Consider the following 22,668-nt stretch of genomic DNA (forward strand, 5'->3'; position numbering starts at 1 on the left):
ACCCGGATCGCGGCCACGCTGGCGGGCCGGTCAAAGCCGCACGTCTTCCGACGCCGCCTTGTGGTGGCGCCGCGCGATCAAAGGGATCGTCATCGCCCCGGCCACACCTGCGAGCGCCGCAATGGAAGCTGCCGCGGCCACACTCTTCCACGGATGTTCGTGAACGTAACCGTCGGTCGTCCTGGCAACCCGGGCGACGGTTTCACGGCTCGTGTGACGCAACGAATCCAGCTGCGAATTCAGATCGCGCAGACGTGCGCCGAAAGCGGGACGTTCGGCGGCCCCGACCTCATCGTGCTCGGCGAGGTCCTTGAGAAACGCCTTCACATCCGCCAGAAGGGCATCGGCGTCGTTGATGAGCGTCTGGCGGTCGTGTTGGTCATTTTGACGAATGTCGTTCATGTCTGACTCCGCAAGTGAGGGATGTGGCACCCGCGAGCGGGTGCATCGGCTCAGTCCAATATAGGTAGTCGGCGCCGACGTACCATGACATGGGACAAATTCGCGCAACGTGACGTCGACGCGTCCAGGCGATGCGGCATGCCATCGGGGGCCGTCCCTCGCCGCGCGCCGCTTACATCGTCTTTCGTAACAGGGCTCGCAACTGCGTGACGGAGCGGGTGTTGAGGACGTCCGCCGCCTCGAGCCAGCCGCGCCGGGCCTGCGAGAGCGCCCACGCCACATTGTCGAAATCGGCGACACGATGCGCATCCGAAGCCACGCTGACCTTCACGCCGTGCAACTTTGCCAGCCGGCACCCCGTGTCGGCGAGGTCGAGCCGGCGGGGTTGTCCGTTGGCCTCAACGAAGCAGCCCCGCTCCGCCATGGCCGACAGGACACTTGCCACGTCGAACTGACAGCCCGGGCGCTCGTCGATCAGACGCGCTAACGGGTGCGCGAGGACACTGAAGTGCGGGTGATCGATGGCTCGCAGCAGCCGGGTGGTCTGCTTTTGCGCGGGCAGGTCGAAGTGATCGTGAATCGCGCCGACCACGAGGTCGAGTTTCCCGAGTACGCCGTCAGGAAGATCCAGCGAGCCGTCTTCCAGAATGTCGACTTCAATGCCCTTGAGAATCGTCGGGAGCCCGCCCCGGGCGTTGAGCGCGTCGATGGCATCCGACTGCGCAGCCAGGCGGCCCGCGTCCATGCCGTGCGCAATCCGAAGGTGCGCCGAATGATCCGTGATCGCGAGATACCGAAAGCCGCGTCGCCCCGCGGCCGTCGCCATGGCCTCGAGTGTGTCGACGCCGTCGCTGCATGACGTGTGGACATGCAAGTCCCCTTTGACATCCCCGGCACACACGAGGTGCGGCAGCGTTTCGTCACGCGCCGCGTCCAGCTCGCCGGCGTCTTCTCTCAATTCGGGGGGAATCCAGGGCAGCCCCAGCGCGCCATACATCGACGCCTCGTCCTTGCCCGCCAACTTTTTTCCCTCCCGGAATACGCCGTACTCGTTGATTTTCAGGCCGCGCGACTGCGCCATTTTCCGGAGCGCGACGTTGTGGGCCTTCGATCCTGTGAGATAGACGAGCGCGGCGCCGTAACTCGCGGCAGAGACAACGCGCAGGTCGACCTGCATGTCGTTGGCGAGCACGATGCCGGCACGCGTGCGCCCCGCCGAGATCACGGAGCGACGCTCGCTGTAGGCGAGAAACGCCTGGATCAGTGCCTGCGGCGCGGCCGATGCTGCGACGATATCCAGGTCTCCCACGGTTTCCCGTCCTCGCCGGTAACTTCCCGCGACGGCAATGTCGGACGCGGCGCCGGAGCGCTTCAGGTAATCGATCAGGGGGGGGACTACCCTTGCGGCGACGTCCAGGGTGAATCGCCGGTGGCGGTTCAGCCTGGCCTGCACGGCTTCGAGCAGCCTGAGTTCCGTGCGGGGGCCGAATCCGGGCAGCGGGCTGATGCGATGCTCGCGCGCCGCCGTCGCCAGGTCGTCCATCGTCAGCACATTCAGATCGTGGCCGAGCCGCTGTACCCTGCGCGGCCCGAGTCCCGGCAGGCTAAGCAGCGCCTGGACCTCGCCCGGGGTCTGCCGACGCAGTTGTTCGAGAAGCTCGCTCGATCCCGTGCGTGCGACTTCCTCGATCTTGCCCGCGAGGTCGGCGCCGATGCCCGGCAATGTGTCCAGATCGATGCCGTTGGCCAGCATGACGCTCACGTCCTGCGTGAGTCCACCCATCGTGCGCGCGGCATTGCGATACGCCCGAACCCGGAACGGATTCGCATGCTCGACGTCCAGCAGATCCGCGATTTCGTTGAAGATGGCGACGATCCTCGCATTGGTCGTGCCGCCGGTCGATGCCGCCGTCGTTACCGGGGGTGGCACGGTCGTGGTGCCATCGTTGGCCGGTGCCGCGCGACCGGCCGACTTGTTTGCCGGACGCTTCATCGCCGCGCTCGCAGATTGGCTGCGGGCACGACTGCGCAACGCGTACTCGGCGCTATGCGTCGCGCAGCCATGCCAGCACCTCGTCGTCGCCGACCTGCGAAAACGCGCGATAGAAGCTACCCACGGCGTCGAAGTGCAACGGCACTTGCAGACAGATCACTTCGTCGGCGTCGTGAGCGAGTTCGCGCACGGCTTCGCGCGGCGCCACGGGAATGGCGCATACCAGCTTCTCCGGTGCCTGCCGGCGCACCGCTTGCAGGGCCGCACGCATGGACGCCCCGGTCGCAACGCCGTCATCCACCACGATCACCACCCTTCCCTGCGCACGGGTGCCCCGACGGCCGGGCGTGAGATGCGCCCGTCGTCGGCGCAACGTCTCGAGTTGCAAGGCCCTCTCCTGCTCGACATACGCGCTCTCGATATCGCCGATCCGCGCGTCGGGCAACAGAAAGGTGTTGCCGCTCTCGTCCACGGCGCCGATGGCCAGTTCCTCATCGTCCGGTGACCGGAGCTTTCGCACGAGCACGACATCCAGATCGCCGCCGAGCGCCTGCGCCACGATCGCCGCGATCGGCACGCCGCCGCGGGGCACGCCGAGAACCAGAGGGTGCTGGTCTGCGTATGGGCTCAACGCCTTGGCCAGTTGACGCGCGGCGTCGGCCCTGTCGAGAAATTGCATGGTGCGTTCAGACCCGGAGCGTCGATTGCACGTTGCCTGCGCGCTCGCGATCCTGTTCGTTGCGAATGAGCGCCGCGAGCATGTTCCAGTCGGCGGCCAGCGCACCCATGATGTCGTCGAGCGAGACCACGCCGACCACCGCCTCGCCGTCGAGCACGGCCAGACGCCGCACCCCGTGAGAGAGCATGGCCTGCAACGCGTCGCTCACATTGTCCTTGCCGGCAATGGACACGAGGCCTGGCGTCATGACGTCGGCGACCGCCGTCTCGCTCGGATCGTGGCCGCTGGCGGTCGCGTTCAAGGCGATGTCGCGGTCCGTCAGCATACCGATGGCGCGCTCCCCGGCCGGGGTGACCTCGGTCACGATCAACGCGCCGACATGCTTGTCGCGCATCTGCATCGCCGCGTCCTGCAACGTACGCGAGCTCGGAATATGCACGGGCTGGCGCGAACAGATTTCCTCGATCTTCATTCGATTTCCTCCTGAGTTCCCGATGGATTTGCGCTGCGCGGGATCGTGCCGCGCCGGGGCGGTCGACCGACGGACGGCTCGCGTTGGCGCACCGCGCCTGACCGACTACTGAAGCTTGGCACCGATTCGCCCGGCCGGTTTGTCGCAAGTCAACGCGACGTCGATCCGGCGTTCCCCGGGGGGCTGGTGAAGGGCTTTGACCTGCATCATGGCGCGCATCGCGCAGCGTTCTATAAATGGCAGATATCGCGGGCGCTGGCCACCGCCAGGAAGGCGCCCGATGCCACTGTTTTTCGAAGGAGCCTCCATGTCTTCAATGCGACAGCATTACAAGGAATTCGTGATCGAAGCCCACGCGAGGCTCGTCGGTAACGGCGGGTACACCGTACCGAGCGCCCAGCGACGCTACATGCCGGTGGCCGTCGTGCGCGGCGCGGCGGCGCGCGATGGCGATGGACAGTCAGAGGACGGGGTGGCTGACGGCGTCGTCATCGAAATCACGTTGAGCGATCGACTGGATCCGGACCCTTACCGCGCGATCCGCTGCGCGATCGCCTATGCGCGTCGAGTCGTCGACGGCATGCAGTTTCCCGAGTTCGACGGTACGGTCCTGGCCCCGAGCTGCATCCCATTTCCACGCACGCTCCATTAGGCCAGCGGGGGCGCACTGCCATGACGCTCGTCATCGCTCTGGTCAACGTCATCGCCTTCGTGCTTCAGCTTGCGGCCGCAGATGCGGCGGTCAATGCGCTCGCGCTATGGCCCGTGGGCGCGTCAGGCGGGCGCCGCCCCAACGCGCCGAGGGGCTCGAGAATGTCTGCGGAGGTTTGGCCATGTTGCACAGGATATTGATCGCCGTCGACGGAAGTCACGCATCGCGTCTGGCCACGCTGCAGGCGATCGAGCTGGCCAAACTCAGCCATGCCACGATCCGCGCGATCTACGTTGTCGATGACAGCGACACGGGGTTGGGAAGCGCCGCGATCGATCAGCCCGGCGTCGTGCGCAGCATGACGGCTTATGCGCAGGACGTGCTCGAGACCTGCGAGCGGCTGTGCGAAGCCGCCGGCGTGGAGTGCTCCACCGAGCTCGTGGCGCACCCGGTCGCCACGGGGCGCATTGCCCAGACGATCCTCGCGCATGCAGCGACGTGGCGCGCGGATCTGATCGCACTCGGTACGCACGGGCGACGTGGCCTCGCACGACTCGTGGTGGGCAGCGTGGCTCAGGGCGTGGTCAGTGCCAGCACCAGGCCGGTGCTGCTCGTGCGCAGCGACGAGGAGGATCAGGTCTGACCCTCCTCGCGCCCAAGGCGCCAATCATGCAATCCGTCAGCCAGGAACGACAGCGTGCCCGATCGTTTGCGCCAGCACCGGAACTTCGTCTTCGTTGAGCGACATGGCGTTGGCCAGCAACCGGTGGTTGAGCCAGCCGCGAACGACGCAGGCCAGTCCGGAGGCCGCGCAATAGAGCGATACGTTTTGTGAAATGGCGCCGATGGCCACGCCGGCGAACGTGTCGCGTTCGGTCTGAGGGAATTGATCGGCCCTGGCGTGATTGACCACGTACACCAGGTCCAGCGGCGCCCGAGCCACAAAGTCCTGATAGCCGGTGAGATTGCGAGCGTCGACGGCGTGCTTCAGGCGCAGCTTGTGCGCCGCCGGATCGTAGCGGTACACGCCCTCGGGCAACGCGGCGTATATGTCGATTTCGTTCACGCCATGCGCCGACGGCGCGGTGCGCCCGCCCGAATCTGCGCGATTGATGCCGTCCGCGGCCCACAGCAGTTCGCTTATCTGCTGGACACTCAGCGGCGCCTGCGAGAACTCCCTCACGCTTTTGCGTCGCGCGAGTGCGACCATCAACGGCGTGCCGCTCCCCAGGAACGGAGGCGGCAGGTCGATGAGCGCGGGTGCGCCCGACGCGGCCCGCGCCTTGGGGACGTGCGTCAATGCATCGTACGGTGGAAATCTGAGCTCATTCATGGTCGGAATCCTTTCAAGGCCCCCGCCGCCGCGGGCACAGGTTGCGTGGAGTCACGGCCGCTGCCAGCGCACATGCAGCTGCGCTTTCGCGTGTTGATAATCGAAGTGGAGGTGTCCGCCGTAGGCATGATGAATGGCGGTGGCGATGTCGCGCGCAATGTGTACTCCGGTTGTCGTGATGGTCGTTCCGGATTCATCGGACGTGATGGCCATCACCCGCTCCACGGGGTGTTCCCGATGCAGCCTCTGGGCGCGGTGCCGAATGAGTCCCAGAATTTCGTCGCGATGCGCGGCTTCGAACGCTCCTGCCAGCGCGATGCTCGCGGCTGCCACACCGTCGGCGATGCGGTGGCATGCGGAACAGGTCAGCGAGGCCGCACCGGGAGGAATCACGCCCCATTGCCAGCGCCCGCGAAGATAAATCGCGTGACACACGGGACAGGCGGCCAGTGCCGGGGCGGCCTCGGGTTGCTTGTAGCTGTCGGGGACCGCTTCTTCCGGAAAGTGGTCCCATCTCACGGGGCGAACCGTGGCCGACCGGGCTCTGAATTTCATGATGCGACTCCTGGAGTGTCTGGCGGGGCCCCCGCACCGGTTCGACCGCGGGCAGCGTCCGTGAGTACCGGGGCACAATGCCGGCACGCCTGCCACTGGCGCGCCGGATATTCCAACACTAGGCGACGGCACGCCGAGCGATTTGGCCTGGATCAAATCCTGCCGCATTGCGCCGCCAGGCGTGGCACGAGGACTCGAACCGCGGCGAGGGTCGCCGCCTGCGGTCACTGGCGCGGCAGCGTGGCGGGGTCGTATTGGTTGCGCGGATTCCACAGCATCCAGCCGTCGGTTTGCGCTGCGTCCGACGCGTCGATCTGCGCACGGATCTCCGCGGCGCCGAACGGCCTGCGATCGAACGCGTAGTCGCGAAACGCTTGCAACCATGGTCGGAATCGAATGCCCGGCAACCGGGTGCGGTCGACGGCCTGCGCCAATGTGCGCGACACGATCTCCCCGGGATGTTCGGTCGGAGCACGACAGCCTGGAAGTCCCCAAGTGAATCCGGACGGATAGAGCATCGGCGAAATGTAGTCCACGAGCGGCGGCAGCGTCTCGAGTTGTTGCCCGATCATCGTGTCGTTCAGGTTCCAGCAGACATACCCGAAGATGTCGACCGACGTGTAGACGTTGTATGGTGCGAGGCGCTCGTTGGCCGCCGACAGAAAGCCGGTAATGGCCGCAACCCGCTGCGCTTCGGTGCTGGGACTGGCGAAACGCAGGGCGGGGGCATCCGGAAAGCGCAGATAATCGAACTGGATCTCGTCGAATCCTGACCGGGCGGCCTCCTCCGCCACGTCGAGGTTATGCGCCCAGACGGCAGGCAGCATGGGGTCGACCCAACGTAGATGTTCGCGGTCCTGCCAAATGTCGCCCTGCGCGTCGCGCACGGCCCATTCCGGATGCGCCTGCGCCAACGGGTCGTCCTTGAACACCACGATGCGCGCAATGAGGTAGAGGCCGCGCGCATGCAGCGTCTTGAGCCACGCCGCGAAATTCTCGATGCGAGGCGTTCCTGGGGGGGCGTACGCCTGTGCACCGATGCGCTCGCGCGCGAGACTTCGATAAGGCGTCATGCCGCGATCGCCCTTCACGTCAATGACCAGTGCGTTGATCACCGTGCGCTGCGTCAGGCCGAGCGCCGCGTCGCGCAATGTCCGATTTGTCACGCCATAGACCGACAGGTAGACGGCTTTCGGGCGCAGGCGCGGCATGGCAACGACGTTGTCCGCGACACCCGCGCGAAGCGAGGTTTCCACCCGGGCGAAGCCGACTGCCTTGAGCGACAGCGAGACACTCGCGCCGTCCCCGCTCGGCGCGGTCAGCGCAAGGGCGAACGAACCGTCCGGCGTGCTGCGCACGATGGACCCCGCGCCGACCACCGTTGCGCCGGCAATCGGTTGACGGGAGACGGCATCGACGACCCTCGCCGTCAGGTATTGCTGGGCCCATGACGCCTGCGCGAGCAGGCACAGCAATGCCACGCTCCATTGCATGAACCGGTTAATCATGGCCGGCCTGCGCATCGCGGAGCATGTTTTTCAGGCAGTTGGTGCCGCACTGCTGGGTCATCAGGTATCGCGGCATCGCCATCGCATCCGAACCGGGTGTGACCGGCCTGGCGTCGATGGAGAACGCATAGCGATACCCGGCCTCTCGGGCCAACGCCTCCAGCGTCGCGTCGTAGATGCCGAACGGCCATGCCAACAGGCGTACGCACTTGCCCGTTTCCTCCTCGATACGTGCTCGCGAGCGGCGCAACTGATCGCGAGCGAAGCGTTCGAAGTCGTTGGGTGAACGTCTCGCGCGCTCCGCCCTGAAATTCGGGTGCCAATACGTATGCGACTCGATATCGACCTCGCCCGACCTGGCCAGCCCGCGAAGCTGGTCCCACGTCATGGCGTACGTAGTGTTCGAGATCGCCGACGGGTAGACGAAGAGCGTGATGGGAACCGGATGCGGTGCGAGTGCCGGCCAAAGCACCTCGAACACGGAGCGATGACCGTCGTCCGCCGTCAGTACCAGGGCACGCTCGGGCAATGTGTCCTGCCCACCCGCGTGCCAGGCGAGAACGTCGGCCAGTGGCACGATGCGAAAGCCGCGCAACGTGAAGAATCGCACTTGCGACGTAAAGGTGTCGATGCGCACCGTGGTGGAATCCGCCGATTGCGCCGAAAACCGATGATAGACGAGAATCAGCACGACATGCCGTGCAGGTGCGGCGCCGACGTTCGTCAGGATTGCCCACAGGGCGGTGGCGAAAATCAGGACGGCGAGGCGCCGCAGGCCCCTCCGGTTCGAGCTCGACCTGACGAGAGGCTTTTCCGCCGCGGCGATGCAACAGGCTTTTTGCATGATGAGCGCCTCTCACCGTCACGATCTCGCCGGAAGGGACCCGACCCGCGGCTTCCCACGGGACGCCCTCGGCGGCGGCCGCCTCCGTGCACGCTTGGACGTTGGCGGCGGTTCGCGGCGATTACTGAATCGTCAGTTCACGCTGGCCGGCGTCGGCGCGCTTGGGCAGCACCAGTTCGAGCACGCCGTCGCGGTAGTTCGCCTGCGCCTTGTCCTTGTCAACGGCTTGCGACAGCGAGAAGCTGCGATACATGTCGCCTTCGTAGCGCTCGCGATGCACGAAGTTGCCGTTGTCTTTTTTTTCCGTCGCATTGCTGATGTGGGCGCTGATGGAAACCTGGTTGCCGTCGAGCGCCACCTTGATGTTCTCCTTGCTCACGCCCGGCATGTCGGCGCGCACGGTGAACTGCTTGTCGTCTTCCTCGACATCGAGCTTGATCTGCATGCGCTTGCTGCTCTCCATCGCGAGCGGGCGCCAGAATGCATTGCGAAAAAAGTTCTCGAAAGGTTCGTCGAAGCTCAGGGGGTCGAATCGGGTGATGTTTGCCATGGCTGACTCCGTAAGTTGAAAGGCCGCTGTGCATATCCGGTCAGAACCGGTGCGCAACATATCCAATCTATAGGCCATGGCGCGTGGTCGATTGACCGAAATCAAGAGACGCGACGGCGTCGCATTCACCCTTGCATCAGCGAGAGCGCATAGCCTGCCCACATGGCCGCAACGCCCAGTGCAATGCCGGGCACCACGATCCGGGCGAACTTCGCGCCACCGGAGAACACCGCGACGATGCCTTTCACGAGCGCGTTGGAGGACACTCCGGCGAGGATCGGCAAGCTGGCGCCGGCAAGGCTCATATGGCCCTGCTCGGCGAGGGCGGTGGCACTGGCGGCAACGGAATGCGCGTCGGCGAGTCCCCCCACCAGGGCCACCACGAGCAGACCGGCGTTGCCGAACCAGTGCGTGAGTGCCCCCGACGCGAACATCACGACCGAGATGCTCAGCGTCAATGCCAGCGCCGACTTGAGATCGATGCCTGAGCCGATCGGGACCGCTTGCGGCGCGACGAAGCGGCTTGCGCGCCACAGCACCCACAGTCCGTAAAGCAGCGCGGCGAGCGCCCCGGCGCTGAGCGGCAGCGCCAGATGAACCAGCATGGCGGGAAAGATGGCACCGATCACAATGGCCAGTTGCAGCATGGTCGCGATACTCGACAGGACGGCGCCCGCCGCTGCGGGCATCGCCAGCTCGGGGCTGCGCTTCGCATGAGAGCCCATCGCGCTGATGGTGGCGATACTCGATGCAAAGCCGGACGCGAACCCCGTGACGCTCAGCCCTGCATTGGGCCCCATGGCGCGTTGCACGAAATGCCCCGCGACGGCGACCAGCAGCATGACGACGGTAAATCGCCAGATCGTGTACGGATTGAATGACTGGAAGGTATCGATCGGGTGGTCTGGAAGGACGGGCAGGATCACCAGGGCCGCCACCGCCAGCAAGAGGATGTCCTGCAACTCGGCCTCCGTGACGACACGCGTGACCAGGCGATGCAGATGGAACCGCACCTGCATCACACCGGCCACGGCGACGCCGATGGCGATCGTGAGGCCGGGGGAAAGATGGGCCAGCGCCCCGAGGAGCAACGTCAGTATCAGGGAAATCTCGGTGGTAATGCCCGGATCGTCATGCGATCGCATATACGCAATGCTCAGTAATCCGCCGAGCGCCAGAACGACCGATGCGACGATCCAGTTGCCCCCCGTGCGCATGGCCACCGCGCCGAGCACTGCCGCGAGCGCGAACGTCCGGATGCCGGCCGCATTGCGTTCGCGCGTGGCGCCCTTGCGCCGCTCTCGCTCGGTGCCGATCAACAATCCGACCGCCAGCGCCGTGGCGAACGGCAACAGGTCTTGCATGGCTCCGGTCATCGCTTCCCCATGAAATCGCCGAATGTTGGCCGAACCGCTTTCGGAAACGCATTCAGCATACGCCGCGCACGGCATGCGTCGCTGGAGCGTGTCCGGATATTGACGGAGCGCAATGCTTTGACGTGTCGGGCGTCTATGCTGTAATCCTTCCCATCGCTACACGGATCGCCCTGCCCGGCGAAATCGACCATGCAACCCGAATCGAAACCCGCGTCGCCGCAGGACGCGCCCCGGCCGTTCAAACGCGTGATCGTGGCGGTCGACGCCGGCGGCGCCTCCATGAAGGCGGTCGACTACGCCAGTCGCTTGTGTTCGCCGCAATCGCACGTGCTGGTCCTCGGCTTCTTCGAAGACCCGGCGGCTTATCTGAAGCCGCATTCGCGCACGCAGGCGGACGTCAGCGCGGCCTTCGAGGAACTTCGACGGGACGAGCTCGAGGCACTGGAGCAAGCACGCACCACGCTGCAGCGAAGCGGTGCCTCGGTGCAACTGCGATTGCTGGGGCCCGCGCTTGGGAAAGGCGAAATTTCCGCCGGTCTTGCTCGCGTGGCCCAGGAGTGGAATGCGGATCTCGTGATCGTTGGCGCGGAGCCGTCTGCGGGTATTCTTTCCTTACTGGCCTCGAAGGTTTCCGTCTCGCTCGCTGAACATACGCACCGCGCGATTCTGGTCGTGCCGAGTATTGCCGAGCCATCCACGCTGCGCATGCCCCAGCGTATCCTCTTTGCCGTGGACGGCAGTGAAGCGTCGTTGCACGCCGTGCGCGTGGGCATGCAACTCGCACCGGCGCATGCCCATTTGATGGCAATGTTCATCGAAGACCGTGGCGTCGATCTGGCCGAGCTCAGGAAATTCGTGCTCTCCCCCGCGCAGGACGTGAAGTCGGCGGAAAACGTGCTGGATCGTGCGCTCGCCATCATGACGGAATGCGGCGCCGGCATGGCGGTCGAGCGGCTCGTATCCCATACCCGCATGACCGAGGACGTGGCCGCCGCCATCAAGCGGGAAGCCGCGCAATGGGCCGCCGACATCGTGGTCCTCGGCGCGCAGGACCGCGGCGGCATGTTTTCGTGGTTCAGAGGCCACGAAAACGAACGCGTGGCGCGCGAAATCGATCGCCCGCTCCTGGTGGTCAATGTCGCCGGATGAGGCGTCGAGCCCCGCCGCGTGACATTTGGGTCATGCGGCGTGGGACTTCACGATAAGCACGGGCAACGAGGCGTGCTGTAGCAGGCGATTCGCTTCGCTGCCCAGCGTAAGGCGCGCCAGGCCCCGGCGGCCATGGGACCCGGAGATGACGAGGTCTGCCTTCATGCGGGTCGCTTCCGAGAGCAACCGGTCGGCAATATGCGTGTGGCTGTCGATCAGCGGCAGCGTGGCGAATTCCGCCGCAACCCCTTCTCGCGCAAGCAAGTCCAGCGCCGCTTCCCGTACTGCCAGCGTCTCCGCGCCGACCGAGTCGCGGACGTCGGCGATCGAGGGCAAGGCGGCAGCCATCAATGGGAAATACAGGGCCGGGTCGACTTCCACATACGCGACCCTGAGGCTGGCGCCGAGCGCCTTCGCCAGCCGGGCCGCATGCGTGAGTGCGATCTGCGATGGTTCGCTGGCATCGAACGCCACCAGAATGTTGCGATACATGATTGCTCCTCACCTGCGCCTGAACAGTTCCTGCGGCCAGTCGCGCCGCGCCTAATCGAAGCGGCGTTTCGACGCGACGGGGACCATATCCGTGTGACCGAAGCCGCGGCTGTAGTCGAGCACCTTGAGCGCCCAGGATTCCAGCTTGACGATGGTCGTGCGACTTGACCCGTGCTCGGGAATGCGCGTCCACGCGTTCGGGAAGCGAGCGTCGAGCAGGCGTATCGCCAGCGAGCGCTCGGGCGACTCGTCGGGCAGGATCTCCGCGAACGCGTGGCTCGAGATCGCCTTGATGTCGGGCCATCCCGTGTACGGTTTGTAGATGCAGAACGACACCTGTGCGGCGTGCTCGATATTGGCGATCTTGCGGCTGTCGCGCGCCGTTGCGAAATAGATGTCCAGTCCCTGATGCACGAAGCACACGACGTCGGATTGCGTATTGCCGTCGCGCATGAGCGTGGCAAGCGACAATTCCCGGCAACTGTCGAGAATGTCCAGGACAACGGCTTCCAGGTCTGGGTTCATCCTTGCTCTCCGATACCGTCCAGCAGCGGCAAGCCCGTCAGGCGACCGTCAGTCGATCGACCACGGCCCTGACCCCGTGCGTGGACATGGCCGCGCCCCGAATCGCTTCCTTCTCGGCGAGTGAATGCACGGTGCCCGTGAGCAGCACCTCGCCGTTACCGAGCAGGGAGATGTCGAGATGCTGGGCTTCGCGCTGCGCCTGACGGGTCAGCGCTGCGGTGATGTGCCCGACAATCTCCCGGCGATGCGGGCTGCCTTGCACCTTGATGTCGTTGATGACGCCTTTCACGCCCCGGAGCGCGCGTACCGCGCTCTCGGCCTGTACGCGTTGCGTGTAGAGCTCGACATTGCCGTCGAGGGTGACCCAGCCGTTCTCCACCTTGACTTGCATGCCGTCCGGCGGCAGTCCGGCGTGCCACTTCAGGATGGCCAGCGCCGCGCGCGCAATGTCGGCATCCGTATGGCGATCGTGCGACGCCGGCTGGACTTCCAGCGAAACGACGATGGCGCGTGCGCCAGCCACGCGGCTCGCCACGCGTTCGGCCTCGCACTTCTCCAGAAAGCTCCCCACGTCGCCGGATAACGTGACGATGCCGTCGCGCACCTCCACGCCGATGTCGGTGGCATGTATGTTGGTGTCGCGCGCGAGTTCGTCCATCACGTCGCGCTGGAGCTGGGTATCCGTTTTCATGAGGTGTCTCCGTGTCGGGGCAGTTACTTCGGCCTCTTCACCTTAGCGCGACGCCTTTGGTCGCGCGTTCCTGTCTTGCCGGCGCTTGATTCACGTCAACCGTTCGGCCCGGGCGAGCGCACCGAGGTGGTGTGCGGCGCTATAAATGTAGCCATGGCTTCGGTGCGCCGCGAGGTCGCGGTCGAGTTCGCGAAGTCCCATGTGGGGAGATCGAAATGAGCCTACGGAGAATTTGTGTTCATATGGACGACACGGCGACGGGCGCGGCGCGACTTCGCTTCAGCGCCCGGCTCGCGCGCCAGCACGACGCCAGTCTCTGCGGCATCTATCTGCCACACCGTCCGGGAACGGTTCACTCGGGGCAGCGCGAAGCATCGGGCGACCACTTCCAGACCGAGGCACACTCGCGCGCGGCATTGCACGCCGCCGAGCACCTGTTTTCGCAGGTGTGTGCCGAAAGCGATATCGAGGGAGACTGGCACAGTCCGTATGGCGCGGCCGTCGCCATCCTCTCGAACGTTGCCAAGGCGACCGACCTGTGTATCGTGGGGCAGCCGGATGCTCCGGGAGGCGTCGGCGCCCTGGGTGTCGATGGTCTGGGCGACGTGATCGTCTCGTCCGGCGTGCCCGTGATGGGGTTGCCGCACAACGTCACGTTGCCGCAGGAAATCCGTCGCATTGTGGTGGCATGGAACGGCTCGCGCGAAGCGCGCCGCGCCATCAGCGACGCCTGGCAACTGCTGGGCCGCGCCCAGGACATCTTCGTGGTGGGCATCAATCGTTCGCCGGGCGGAGATGACCCCTCGCTGGCCGACATCGTAAGGCTTATGGAATCCCATGGCCTGCGTGCGAAGCCCGTATCCATCCGCGAGGACACGGACGCCAGCGACGGCGTGCAGCTCCTGTCCGTCTCCGAAGCCTACGAGGCGGACCTGCTCGTCATGGGGGCATACGGACACGGACCGACGCGCGAGCTCGTCTTCGGCGGCGCCACCCGCACAGTACTCAAGCATATGTCCACGCCGGTATTGCTGTCGCACTGAAACGCGGCGTCCGGGACCTCCCATCCTTGCGCCGCCCGCTGCCCGCCGCGATTAGCAGCGTTTCGCAGCATCTCGCAGCGGCGGCGCCGCATTCAACTTCAACTCGCGACCATCATCACCACGGCGGCCGCACCCATCAACGCAGTGGCGATCCAGCCCAGCGCAAGGATCGGCCAACGGGCCGTGAACGGCCCCATCACCGAACGCCGGGCTGCCAGCAGTAGCACCACCGCCATCACGGGCACGGCCACCACGCCGTTGATCACGGCGCTCCAGAAGAGCGCTTTCATCGGGCTGATGGGGGAGTATTGGATAGCGGTGGCAGCCACGATGCTCAGGGCAATGATGGCGTAGAAACCTTGCGCACTCGTGAGCTTGCGCTCGAGCCCCTCTTTCCAATGCAGGGTCTCCGCGAGCGCATAGGCGCCCGAGCCCGCGAGCACCGGCACGCCGATCAGCCCCACGCTGACGATGCCCACGCTGAACAGCGCGAACGCCAGGTCGCCGGCCAGCGGGCGCAGCGCGCTGGCCGCCTGGGCCGCCGTCTCTATGCTCGTCACGCCGCCCGCATGCAAGGTCACCGCGGTGGCCAGAATGACGAAGTACGCGGTGATATCCGAATAGAACATGCCCGTCCAGGTGTCCCATCCGATGCGGCGCAACTCGCCGGGTGCGGCGGCGGCATCGTCTCTCAAGGGGCGAGCGCCCGGCTGTCTTGCCATTTCCTCCACCTCCTCCGAGGTCTGCCAGAAGAAGAGATAGGGGCTGATCGTGGTGCCGAAGACCCCCACGATCACGGCCGCGCTGGCGGAATCGAGGCGGAACGTCGGCCAGACCGTTCGCAATGCCACGGTGTGCCAGGGCACGTGCACCGTGAGCAGGACAGCCGCGTATGCGAGCAGCGACATGGTCATCCACTTCAGGAAGGTCACATACCGGTGATATGGCACGAACACCTGGAGCAGCAGCGTGCCGAGGGCGAAACCGATCGTCATCCAGTGCCGGTCCACCCCGCTGGTGAGCTCCGCCACCTCGCCCATGGCAGCCAGATCCGCCGCGATGTTGAGCGTGTTCGCCGTGAGCAGGAGTGCCACGACGACGCGCAGCACGGCCGGCGGGAACGCGGTGCCGATGTTGGCGGCAAGGCCCTTGCCGGTCACCCTGCCGATGCGGGCGCAAATCAACTGGATGGCCGCCATGAGGGGGAACGCCAACGGCATCGTCCACAGCATGTTGAAGCCGTACTGGGCGCCTGCCTGCGAATAGGTGACGACGCCGCTGGGGTCGTCGTCGGCCACGCCGGTAATCAGTCCCGGACCGACCCGGGCGAGCGGATGTTCACGGAGTCTTTTGCGCAGGGCCTCGCGCAAGGTCGGCGATCGTCGGTCGCCCAGGTCGATTCCCATGTCCGCGTGTGTCGCTTGGTGTGAATGTTGAACATCGGGCCGCGTCGTGAGGCGGTTTTTCGGGCGCTGCGATCAGGAAACGACCGAGGCGAGCGTTCGGCGCGGCGTATGTGCCATGTCAGGGCCGCGCCCCGCGCGCAGCAGTAGCTGAGGATAATCCGTCGTGCCCATCGCCTGCGCGATCGCGCGACGCAGGTCGTCTACTTCGATCGGCTGGTTGAGAAACGAGGCGCACAGGCCGCTGGCGGTCAGCGTCAGCAGGACGCGCTGCATTGCCTGCCCCGCACTCAACCAGCTTTCCTGATGATCCGCGGCCGTCGAGAGGCACAGCAGCAACGGCGAACCCTCGGCAAGTCGGTGATGGCTGGCTGCGATACCGCCCCCCACGTCGAACGTGCGAATGACCGAGGTCAGAATGGGGGCCGCGAAGTCGAGCAGATGGCCCGCGTTGGCCGAGTAGCCGGCCATGCCGTCCTCCCGGCGCGATGCGCTGATCCAGGACGCCAGTTCGCGGCGAAAACGAGGATCGCCCAGTTGAATCCGGTCTGCCTGGCCGATGAGTTCGGCCAGATGCAGGCGTTCGCTGTGGGCGGTAACCAGGCTGAGCCGCGCGCCCTCGGCTTCGGCCGCTGCCTGCAGTCGCGCGAATACCGCCGGCGATATCGGTGCGTTGTCGAAGACCTGACGATTCGTGACCCGCTCGGGAATCGCGCCGAACAGCGGCGCGATGTCCTTGTCGACGAACCCGTCTTCGGACAATTGAACGCTGGCGAGCACGTCGGGCTCGGCGGATGTCGGCAATATCCGAATCGCGTATGGGCAGCCAAAATGGCTGAGCGCGACCCGCAGATTGAACAAGGCCGCACCGCAACTGATGATCAACTCGCGATCATACGTGTCGCTCACCGGCAATCCGCGTGCGCGATCGGCGCATACGAGCACGGTGTCGTCGCCCAGTACGAAACGCCACGGCTGGGTATTGTGCGTGGACGGCGCAAGAATGGCGTACTGGAGGCAGAACTGCAGTTTGTCCCGCGCCGTTGCGCGTTGGGGAAACCGGTGTTCGTCGACCGACCATACCCGCAGCAAATCGTTCTGGATGTGGCTCACGAAAGTCTCCTTATGCCGACCGACGCGGCTGGCACATGTGGCGGGCTCGAACGCACGATTGGCATCATCCTTCACTGTTCGCCGCGCGCCCGGTCCTGGTCGGCTTCACCTTCACCCGGCCGGCTGCGGTACCTTGGAGCCATGCCAATTGCTGCGCCACGGCCCGATTCGCCTCGCTCGACATGGCGCTCATTGCGTCCATCGCCGATCGGGTGAAGTCGCCCCAGGCCTGCCAACCGCTTTCGGCCGAGGCGGATGAGGTGGCGGCCGCCGAGTCGGAGAACACGTGTTGCCACGCCTTTTGCGCACCTTGGTATTGTTCGGCCCACACCGTCGGGCCACGTGCGCCGATCTGCATCCACCCCTGCCAAATGCCATGCTGCATCGCCAGTTGCCGGTTGATGAAGGCGAGCTGGCTGTTCAGCATCGCGTTGAAATCCGCGGCGCTTGTCAGTTCTGCACCGAAAGTCCTGTCGGCGTCGAGCAAGCCTTCGTCGGTGCGCAACTGCACCTGGCGCAGGCAGAGCAGATCTTCGACCCAGTGTCGATGCGCTTCCAGCAACGCAAGCATCTGTGCCTTGCACAGACCCAGTAACGGATTCGGTTCCGTGGCCATCTTCACGACTCCCATCGCAAGTGCCGGGCACAAGGGACGAAGGCAAGACGTCCTCTGCCTCCTGATGCGCGAGGCAACCTCGTGGCGCGGCAGGTTTCAGCATAGCGGCGTATTGCGCGTGCCGTTTGCGCCATGTCAACGTTGCGTCTCGGGCGCGACAATTCGCGGAAAAAAAGATGCCCGCCGTAGCGGGCACAGACCCAACTTGCTTGCGTCCTAAACGGGGCCGTATCCGGGCGCAAGTGCCAACCACACGGCAATATCGGGCAATCGACGCATCGGCCAACCCGCACCGACGATGACTCCACCTTAGCGTCGCCGCGCATGGCCGTGTTTGACATATCTCAACGTCCGGGGCGTTGCCCCCTGTTGCCGTGCAATGCCTCCCCGAAACGGTTTGCCGCGAGCAATGCGGCTTGATTCGTATCAAGCCGGGAACGAACAACGCCGATCCCACGCGGAATCGGAACTACGCTTTCAGGCAGGCACGTGTCGGGTATCGCATCGAACGATGCCCGCCGGGCACCCTCCTTCGTCACCTGCAAGGACCACTTACCGTGCCAGACGACTTTGAACGAACGCCCGACATCGCGGTACACGCGCATCGCCCCGCCGACGACGATCGCGACGCGGCGTCGAAAGACGGCGCGCCATTGACCGGACGCCGCTTGCGCGCCAGACGCATGCAGGTGGATACGCTGCGCGAAGCGGTTGCCTATCTTCGTCGCGACAGCCTGATCTGCCGCTCCGAAGGGTTTGCGGCCCAGACCCGTCTGCAACTGGATTTCCGCGACGTCACCGTCGTCGCCACGCTTCAGACGGTCATCGGCGACTGGCTGGAACTCGACGAGATCGGTCTGAGCGAGGCGGCCCTGCTCGCCCTGGAAGTGGACGAAGGCGAATGGGTGCGGGTGCGGCATATGCCACCTGTCGAATCGTTCCGGCACGTCCGGGGCCGGATGTTCGGCGAGGCCTTCACGCCGGCGGCACTCGACGAAGTGATCGGCGATATCGCGGCGGGCCGTTACTCTTCGATTCACATTTCCGCGTTTCTGACCGCCTGCACCGGCAACCGGCTCGACGACGACGAGATCATCGCGCTCACGCGCGCCATGGTATCGACGGGAAAGACGCTGCAATGGCAAGCCGATACCGTCATCGACAAGCACAGTATCGGCGGACTGCCGGGCAACCGGACGACCCCGATCGTCGTGGCGATCGTGACCTCGCAGGGACTGGTCATGCCGAAGACATCGTCTCGCGCCATCACCTCGCCCGCCGGCACCGCCGATACGATGGAGACACTCGCGCCAGTCGACCTCAGCGCGGAAGACATGCGCCAGGTCGTCGACAAGGTGGGGGGCTGCGTCGTCTTCGGGGGCGCCGCGGGCCTGAGTCCCGCCGATGACATCCTGATTCAGGTGGAGCGCCCGCTGGATCTCGACAGCGAGGCCCAGATGATGGCGTCGATCCTGTCGAAGAAGCTGGCTGTCGGCGCGACCCATGCCTTGATCGACATTCCGGTCGGCGAGACTGCGAAGATCCGCACGCGTTATGCTAGCGCGCTCTTTTCCGAGCGCCTGCGCGCGATCGGCCGTGCCCTGGGGCTCGAGATCGACACTTACGTGTGCCAGGGCGAACAACCGGTTGGCCGGGGCATCGGGCCGAGCCTCGAGGCGCGCGATGTCCTCGCGGTGCTTCAGAACCTCAGTCGGGCGCCGGTCGATTTGATGAACAAGAGCCTCGAGATTTCCGGGCGGTTGCTCGAAATTGGCGGCAAGGCCCTTCCCGGCGACGGTCTGGCCAGCGCCCGTCGCACGCTGACCAGCGGGCTCGCCTGGCAGCAGTTCCAGCGAATCTGCGAAGCACAGGGCGGCATGCGTGAGCCGGTCGTCGGGCGCCACAGCCGACCTGTCACCGCTCGGCACAGCGGTACCGTCGCCGCTGTCGACAACCGGCATCTGTCGCGCGTGGCCAAGCTGGCGGGTGCGCCGACAGCCGCGCGTGCCGGAGTCGTCTACGAGGCGCCGATCGGCGCCATGGTCTCGACCGGCCAGCCGCTCTTCACCATCTACGCCGAAAGCCGTGGCGAGCTCGAATATGCATTCGAATACGCCTGTCGCTTCCCCGGCATCGTCGCAGTGAGGGAATCATGAAAGACGTCGCGCTGTACGCGTTGCCTGGCAACGAGACGCTGGCCCGCGCGCTGGCTGCGCAGATCGAGTCGCCAATGCAGCGGCTCGAGGTCCATCGCTTCCCGGACGGTGAGCAAATGGTGTCGATGGAGGGACCGTTGAGCGGAAAAGCCATCGTCATCGTCTGCTCGCTGAACCGGCCGGACGCGAAGCTGCTGCCGTTGATCTTCGCCGCGGACACGGCGCGAGACCTCGGCGCGCAGCACGTGGTTCTCGTCGCGCCGTACCTGTGCTATCTAAGACAGGACGCCCGCTTTCACGCGGGCGAGTCGATCTCCGCCTACAGTTTCGGCCGGGTACTCAGCGCCCACTTCGACGGTCTGGTGACGATCGAGCCTCACCTGCACAGGCTCCCCTCCCTGTCGGTCGTCTACCCGATCCCCGTGCGCGCGCCGCACAGTGTTGCCGCGACGGCCAGCTGGATCGTGCAAAACGTAGCGGATCCGCTGATCGTCGGCCCCGACGAGGAAAGCGAGGCCTGGATCGCCCAGATCGCCAGCCGCATCGGTGCCCCGTCGGTCGTGGCCCGCAAGACACGCGAGGCGGACAGGAAAGTGGACGTGAGCCTGCACGTGCCGGCGAAGTTTTCGCATCGGAACCCGGTGATCGTCGACGACATTCTCGCCAGCGGTCAAACCATGCTGGCCACCATCGGCGCGCTCGTGAAAGCGGGGTTCGGAAGTCCCGTATGCGTTGCGGTGCACGGCCTGTTTGACGGCGTGAGCGTCGACGAACTCGTTGCCGCGGGCGCCGGCCGTGTCGTGACCTGCAACTCGGTCGCACATGCCACGAACGCCATCGATGTGACGCCGTTGTTGGCCGACGCCGTTCGTGACTTGCTCGACAGCCTGCCCGACGCGCAATGAGCCCGGGCTTCGGGCGGCGCGTCGGGGGGGCGCTCCTGCGCGACCCTGGCCGCCGCTATGTGCCGTTACGGCGCGATGATGACCTTCAACGCGTGGGTATTGGCTGCATCGCCGAACGTCCGGTAAGCGTTGAGGATATCGGCGAGCGAGAAGTGGTGAGTGATCAGCGCCCCCGGCGTCAGGCGCCCCGAGGCCACGGTCTTGAGCAGCATCGGCGTTGCCGCGGTATCGACCAGGCGGGTCGTGATGCTGATGTTCCTGTCCCACAGCGATTCGAGATGCAGGTCGACCTTGCTGCCGTGCACGCCAACGTTGGCGATGGTGCCCCCGGCAGCGACGATCGCCTCGCATAGTTCGAACGTCGCGGGCACGCCCACCGCCTCGATGGCCGTGTCGACGCCCTGCCCGCCGGTCAGGCGCCTGACGGCCTCGGCGGCATCTTCCCTGGCGGGCGAGATCACGGCGGTGGCGCCGAATCGAGTGGCTACCTCCAGACGCGCAAGGTCGGGATCGACGACGATGATCTGGGCGGGGCTGAAGAACTGCGCCGTGAGCAACGCGGCGAGCCCGATCGGTCCCGCCCCGACGATGGCCACGCTGCTGCCAGGTTGCACCTTGCCGTTGAGCACGCCACATTCGAAGCCGGTGGGCAGAATGTCGCTCAGCATGACCAGTGCGTCGTCGTCCACGCCGGTTGGCGCGTGGTAAAGGCTGGTGTCCGCGTGAGGGGTTCTGACGAATTCGGCCTGGGTGCCGTCGATGCGATTGCCGAGAATCCATCCCCCGGCGGCGCAATGCGAATACATGCCGCGCCGACAGGCCGCGCACTTGCCGCACGACGAAATGCACGAGATCAATACCCGGTCGCCGGGCTTGAAGGCTGTGACGGCGTTGCCCGTTTGCACGATCTCACCGACCCCTTCGTGGCCCAGGATCCGGCCCGGCTCGACCGTCGGCACGTCGCCCTTCAGGATATGCAGGTCGGTGCCGCATATCGTCGTTTTCAGAACGCGCACGATGGCGTCGGTCGGGTCCTGGATTGCAGGCATGGGCCGATCCTCGAGCGATATTTGTTGGGGACCGTGAAATACGAGCGCTTTCATGGCGTGGCTCCTTGCAAGACGGATTCAATGCGACATCAGAACGGGCACGGTCATGCTCTCGAGCATGGTGCGGGTCACGCCGCCCAGCACCCATTCCTGCATGCGCGAGTGACCGTATCCACCCATCACGATCAAGTCGGTGTTCATGTCTGCGGCGCGCGAGAGCAGTGCTTCGCCCACGGCGACGTCATTGGCGCCGCGCTCCGGTGTGACATTGACCTGAACGCCATGACGGGCGAAGAACATGCCGATGTCCAGTCCTGGAATCGGACCGAGTCCGTCGGCGCGATCGCCACGGCTCACGTGCATGACATCGACCCTCTTGGCCGCGCGCAGAAACGGCATGGCGTCGACGGCCGCGCGAGCCGCTTCACGCCCGCCATCCCAGGCAAGCAGCACGTTGTTGAACGCCTTGGGGAGCTTGCCGGCGTAAGGCACGATCAGGACAGGCCTGCCGCCACCGAGCACGACCGAAGCGACGAAGCCCACAGTCGGCGAGGACTCCGGATCGGTGACGTCCTCCTGCCCCATGATCACGAGGTCCGCGTAACGCGCATGCGTGCGCATCTCGCGGGTCTCATCGTATTTCGGGGTGAGCCACTCCGGACTCAGCGCCTGTAGGCGACACACATCCATGAACATCCGTTCGGCTTTCGCGAGGCGTTCGGGATCGCTCAGGGGAACGGGGGGCGGCGGGAGTACGGCCCCGGCCAGACCCGTGACATCGGGAAATCCGGGGGGATGGAACGGCAGGTAGATCCCTGTGAGGTGCGCGGGCAACCGGAAGGCAAAGTCCGCAGCCATTTCGACGCGTGCGCGGCAGCGTGCGCCGTTGTCGACGTGTACGAGCAAAGTTCGATAGGTCATGGCGTCACTCCACGGAGATGGGATCCGTTTCCAGCCTAGTACGGACGTGGCGCCTGTCGCTTGACGCGGATCAAGGCCGCCCACGACGCGCCGTGTCGGCACAGCGCCCGCCGACCGGCTGATCGGCGGCTGATTGCCTGCCGTTGCACCGGCAGGACGATTTACGGAATGACGCGTATGGGAAATCCGGGCAAACGGTGATACAACGGCAGCATCCGATGCCATTGCATCGAATTCGGGC

General features: G+C 65.5%; 24 protein-coding genes. 6 read left to right on the forward strand and 18 right to left on the reverse strand.

The features are described from left to right. Positions 1–30: 30 nt before the first annotated feature. The 4 genes from PMO31116_RS00915 to PMO31116_RS00930 form a co-directional block, all read right to left on the reverse strand. Positions 31–402: an ElaB/YgaM/YqjD family protein gene (locus PMO31116_RS00915; protein WP_150565042.1), complete on the reverse strand. Its 372-nt coding sequence runs from the start codon at positions 400–402 to the stop codon at positions 31–33. A 172-nt stretch (positions 403–574) separates the two neighbouring features. Beyond that, the gene (polX, locus tag PMO31116_RS00920; protein ID WP_150565043.1) at positions 575–2,395 is read right to left on the reverse strand and encodes a DNA polymerase/3'-5' exonuclease PolX; all 1,821 of its coding nucleotides are present in this window, start codon (positions 2,393–2,395) and stop codon (positions 575–577) included. A gap of 52 nt (positions 2,396–2,447) precedes the next feature. Next, the gene (locus PMO31116_RS00925) at positions 2,448–3,074 is read right to left on the reverse strand and encodes a phosphoribosyltransferase (protein WP_150565044.1); all 627 of its coding nucleotides are present in this window, start codon (positions 3,072–3,074) and stop codon (positions 2,448–2,450) included. Positions 3,075–3,081: 7 nt separating this feature from the next. Further along, positions 3,082–3,546, reverse strand: coding sequence for a CBS domain-containing protein (locus tag PMO31116_RS00930; RefSeq protein ID WP_150565045.1), 465 nt, complete (start codon positions 3,544–3,546; stop codon positions 3,082–3,084). Positions 3,547–3,853: 307 nt separating this feature from the next. On the opposite strand from PMO31116_RS00930, the gene PMO31116_RS00935 reads away from it, so the two are divergent. Both PMO31116_RS00935 and PMO31116_RS00940 read left to right on the forward strand, forming a co-directional pair. Continuing rightward, positions 3,854–4,198 carry a hypothetical protein gene (locus PMO31116_RS00935; RefSeq protein WP_150565046.1) on the forward strand — a complete coding sequence of 115 codons (345 nt, stop codon included), beginning with the start codon at positions 3,854–3,856 and terminating at the stop codon, positions 4,196–4,198. 181 nt (positions 4,199–4,379) lie between these two features. Next, a complete protein-coding gene (locus PMO31116_RS00940) occupies positions 4,380–4,841 on the forward strand; it encodes a universal stress protein (RefSeq protein WP_150565047.1) in 462 nt (153 codons plus the stop codon). Positions 4,842–4,877: 36 nt separating this feature from the next. On the opposite strand, the gene PMO31116_RS00945 is transcribed toward PMO31116_RS00940, so the two are convergent. The 6 genes from PMO31116_RS00945 to PMO31116_RS00970 all read right to left on the reverse strand — a co-directional run bounded on the left by PMO31116_RS00945 (position 4,878) and on the right by PMO31116_RS00970 (position 10,364). After that, positions 4,878–5,531: a nitroreductase family protein gene (locus PMO31116_RS00945; protein ID WP_150565048.1), complete on the reverse strand. Its 654-nt coding sequence runs from the start codon at positions 5,529–5,531 to the stop codon at positions 4,878–4,880. Positions 5,532–5,582: 51 nt separating this feature from the next. Then, positions 5,583–6,086 carry a BCAM0308 family protein gene (locus PMO31116_RS00950; protein WP_150565049.1) on the reverse strand — a complete coding sequence of 168 codons (504 nt, stop codon included), beginning with the start codon at positions 6,084–6,086 and terminating at the stop codon, positions 5,583–5,585. A 224-nt stretch (positions 6,087–6,310) separates the two neighbouring features. Beyond that, a complete protein-coding gene (locus tag PMO31116_RS00955) occupies positions 6,311–7,594 on the reverse strand; it encodes a putative glycoside hydrolase (RefSeq protein ID WP_150565050.1) in 1,284 nt (427 codons plus the stop codon). After that, entirely contained in the window at positions 7,587–8,438 is an 852-nt protein-coding gene (locus tag PMO31116_RS00960) for a polysaccharide deacetylase family protein (protein WP_150565051.1), read from the reverse strand. Before PMO31116_RS00960 ends, PMO31116_RS00955 begins: the two co-directional genes overlap by 8 nt. A gap of 121 nt (positions 8,439–8,559) precedes the next feature. Then, positions 8,560–8,988: an Hsp20/alpha crystallin family protein gene (locus PMO31116_RS00965; RefSeq protein ID WP_150565052.1), complete on the reverse strand. Its 429-nt coding sequence runs from the start codon at positions 8,986–8,988 to the stop codon at positions 8,560–8,562. A gap of 125 nt (positions 8,989–9,113) precedes the next feature. Beyond that, positions 9,114–10,364, reverse strand: coding sequence for an MgtC/SapB family protein (locus tag PMO31116_RS00970; protein WP_174970692.1), 1,251 nt, complete (start codon positions 10,362–10,364; stop codon positions 9,114–9,116). Between the two features lie 189 nt (positions 10,365–10,553). Between PMO31116_RS00970 and PMO31116_RS00975 the strand changes: the two genes are divergently transcribed. Next, a complete protein-coding gene (locus tag PMO31116_RS00975) occupies positions 10,554–11,513 on the forward strand; it encodes a universal stress protein (protein ID WP_150565054.1) in 960 nt (319 codons plus the stop codon). A gap of 30 nt (positions 11,514–11,543) precedes the next feature. On the opposite strand, the gene PMO31116_RS00980 is transcribed toward PMO31116_RS00975, so the two are convergent. The 3 genes from PMO31116_RS00980 to PMO31116_RS00990 are packed head-to-tail and all read right to left on the reverse strand — an operon-like array spanning position 11,544 to position 13,221. Then, on the reverse strand, positions 11,544–12,005 hold the full coding sequence (locus PMO31116_RS00980) for a universal stress protein (RefSeq protein ID WP_150565055.1): 462 nt from the start codon (positions 12,003–12,005) through the stop codon (positions 11,544–11,546). Positions 12,006–12,056: 51 nt separating this feature from the next. Next, the gene (locus PMO31116_RS00985) at positions 12,057–12,530 is read right to left on the reverse strand and encodes a pyridoxamine 5'-phosphate oxidase family protein (protein WP_150565056.1); all 474 of its coding nucleotides are present in this window, start codon (positions 12,528–12,530) and stop codon (positions 12,057–12,059) included. A gap of 37 nt (positions 12,531–12,567) precedes the next feature. Further along, the gene (locus PMO31116_RS00990; RefSeq protein WP_150565057.1) at positions 12,568–13,221 is read right to left on the reverse strand and encodes a BON domain-containing protein; all 654 of its coding nucleotides are present in this window, start codon (positions 13,219–13,221) and stop codon (positions 12,568–12,570) included. Positions 13,222–13,463: 242 nt separating this feature from the next. Between PMO31116_RS00990 and PMO31116_RS00995 the strand changes: the two genes are divergently transcribed. After that, complete coding sequence (locus tag PMO31116_RS00995; RefSeq protein WP_174970695.1) at positions 13,464–14,264, forward strand: universal stress protein; 801 nt, start codon at positions 13,464–13,466, stop codon at positions 14,262–14,264. Positions 14,265–14,362: 98 nt separating this feature from the next. On the opposite strand, the gene PMO31116_RS01000 is transcribed toward PMO31116_RS00995, so the two are convergent. From PMO31116_RS01000 to PMO31116_RS01010, 3 genes are all read right to left on the reverse strand, one after another. Beyond that, positions 14,363–15,670, reverse strand: coding sequence for an NRAMP family divalent metal transporter (locus PMO31116_RS01000; RefSeq protein WP_150565059.1), 1,308 nt, complete (start codon positions 15,668–15,670; stop codon positions 14,363–14,365). Positions 15,671–15,742: 72 nt separating this feature from the next. Continuing rightward, the gene (locus PMO31116_RS01005) at positions 15,743–16,771 is read right to left on the reverse strand and encodes an Acg family FMN-binding oxidoreductase (protein ID WP_246185124.1); all 1,029 of its coding nucleotides are present in this window, start codon (positions 16,769–16,771) and stop codon (positions 15,743–15,745) included. Between the two features lie 73 nt (positions 16,772–16,844). Next, the gene (locus tag PMO31116_RS01010) at positions 16,845–17,396 is read right to left on the reverse strand and encodes a hypothetical protein (protein ID WP_150565061.1); all 552 of its coding nucleotides are present in this window, start codon (positions 17,394–17,396) and stop codon (positions 16,845–16,847) included. A 653-nt stretch (positions 17,397–18,049) separates the two neighbouring features. Here PMO31116_RS01010 and PMO31116_RS01015 point away from each other — a divergent pair. Both PMO31116_RS01015 and PMO31116_RS01020 read left to right on the forward strand, forming a co-directional pair. Then, positions 18,050–19,552 carry a thymidine phosphorylase family protein gene (locus PMO31116_RS01015; RefSeq protein ID WP_281350085.1) on the forward strand — a complete coding sequence of 501 codons (1,503 nt, stop codon included), beginning with the start codon at positions 18,050–18,052 and terminating at the stop codon, positions 19,550–19,552. Further along, the gene (locus PMO31116_RS01020) at positions 19,549–20,457 is read left to right on the forward strand and encodes a ribose-phosphate diphosphokinase (protein WP_150565062.1); all 909 of its coding nucleotides are present in this window, start codon (positions 19,549–19,551) and stop codon (positions 20,455–20,457) included. Before PMO31116_RS01015 ends, PMO31116_RS01020 begins: the two co-directional genes overlap by 4 nt. A gap of 65 nt (positions 20,458–20,522) precedes the next feature. Here PMO31116_RS01020 and PMO31116_RS01025 read toward each other — a convergent pair whose 3' ends face one another. Both PMO31116_RS01025 and PMO31116_RS01030 read right to left on the reverse strand, forming a co-directional pair. After that, the gene (locus PMO31116_RS01025; protein WP_150565063.1) at positions 20,523–21,560 is read right to left on the reverse strand and encodes a zinc-dependent alcohol dehydrogenase family protein; all 1,038 of its coding nucleotides are present in this window, start codon (positions 21,558–21,560) and stop codon (positions 20,523–20,525) included. A 24-nt stretch (positions 21,561–21,584) separates the two neighbouring features. Then, positions 21,585–22,427: a universal stress protein gene (locus PMO31116_RS01030; RefSeq protein ID WP_174970698.1), complete on the reverse strand. Its 843-nt coding sequence runs from the start codon at positions 22,425–22,427 to the stop codon at positions 21,585–21,587. Positions 22,428–22,668 lie beyond the last annotated feature (241 nt).

This window comes from Pandoraea morbifera, from assembly GCF_902459575.1.
Lineage (GTDB): Bacteria > Pseudomonadota > Gammaproteobacteria > Burkholderiales > Burkholderiaceae > Pandoraea > Pandoraea morbifera.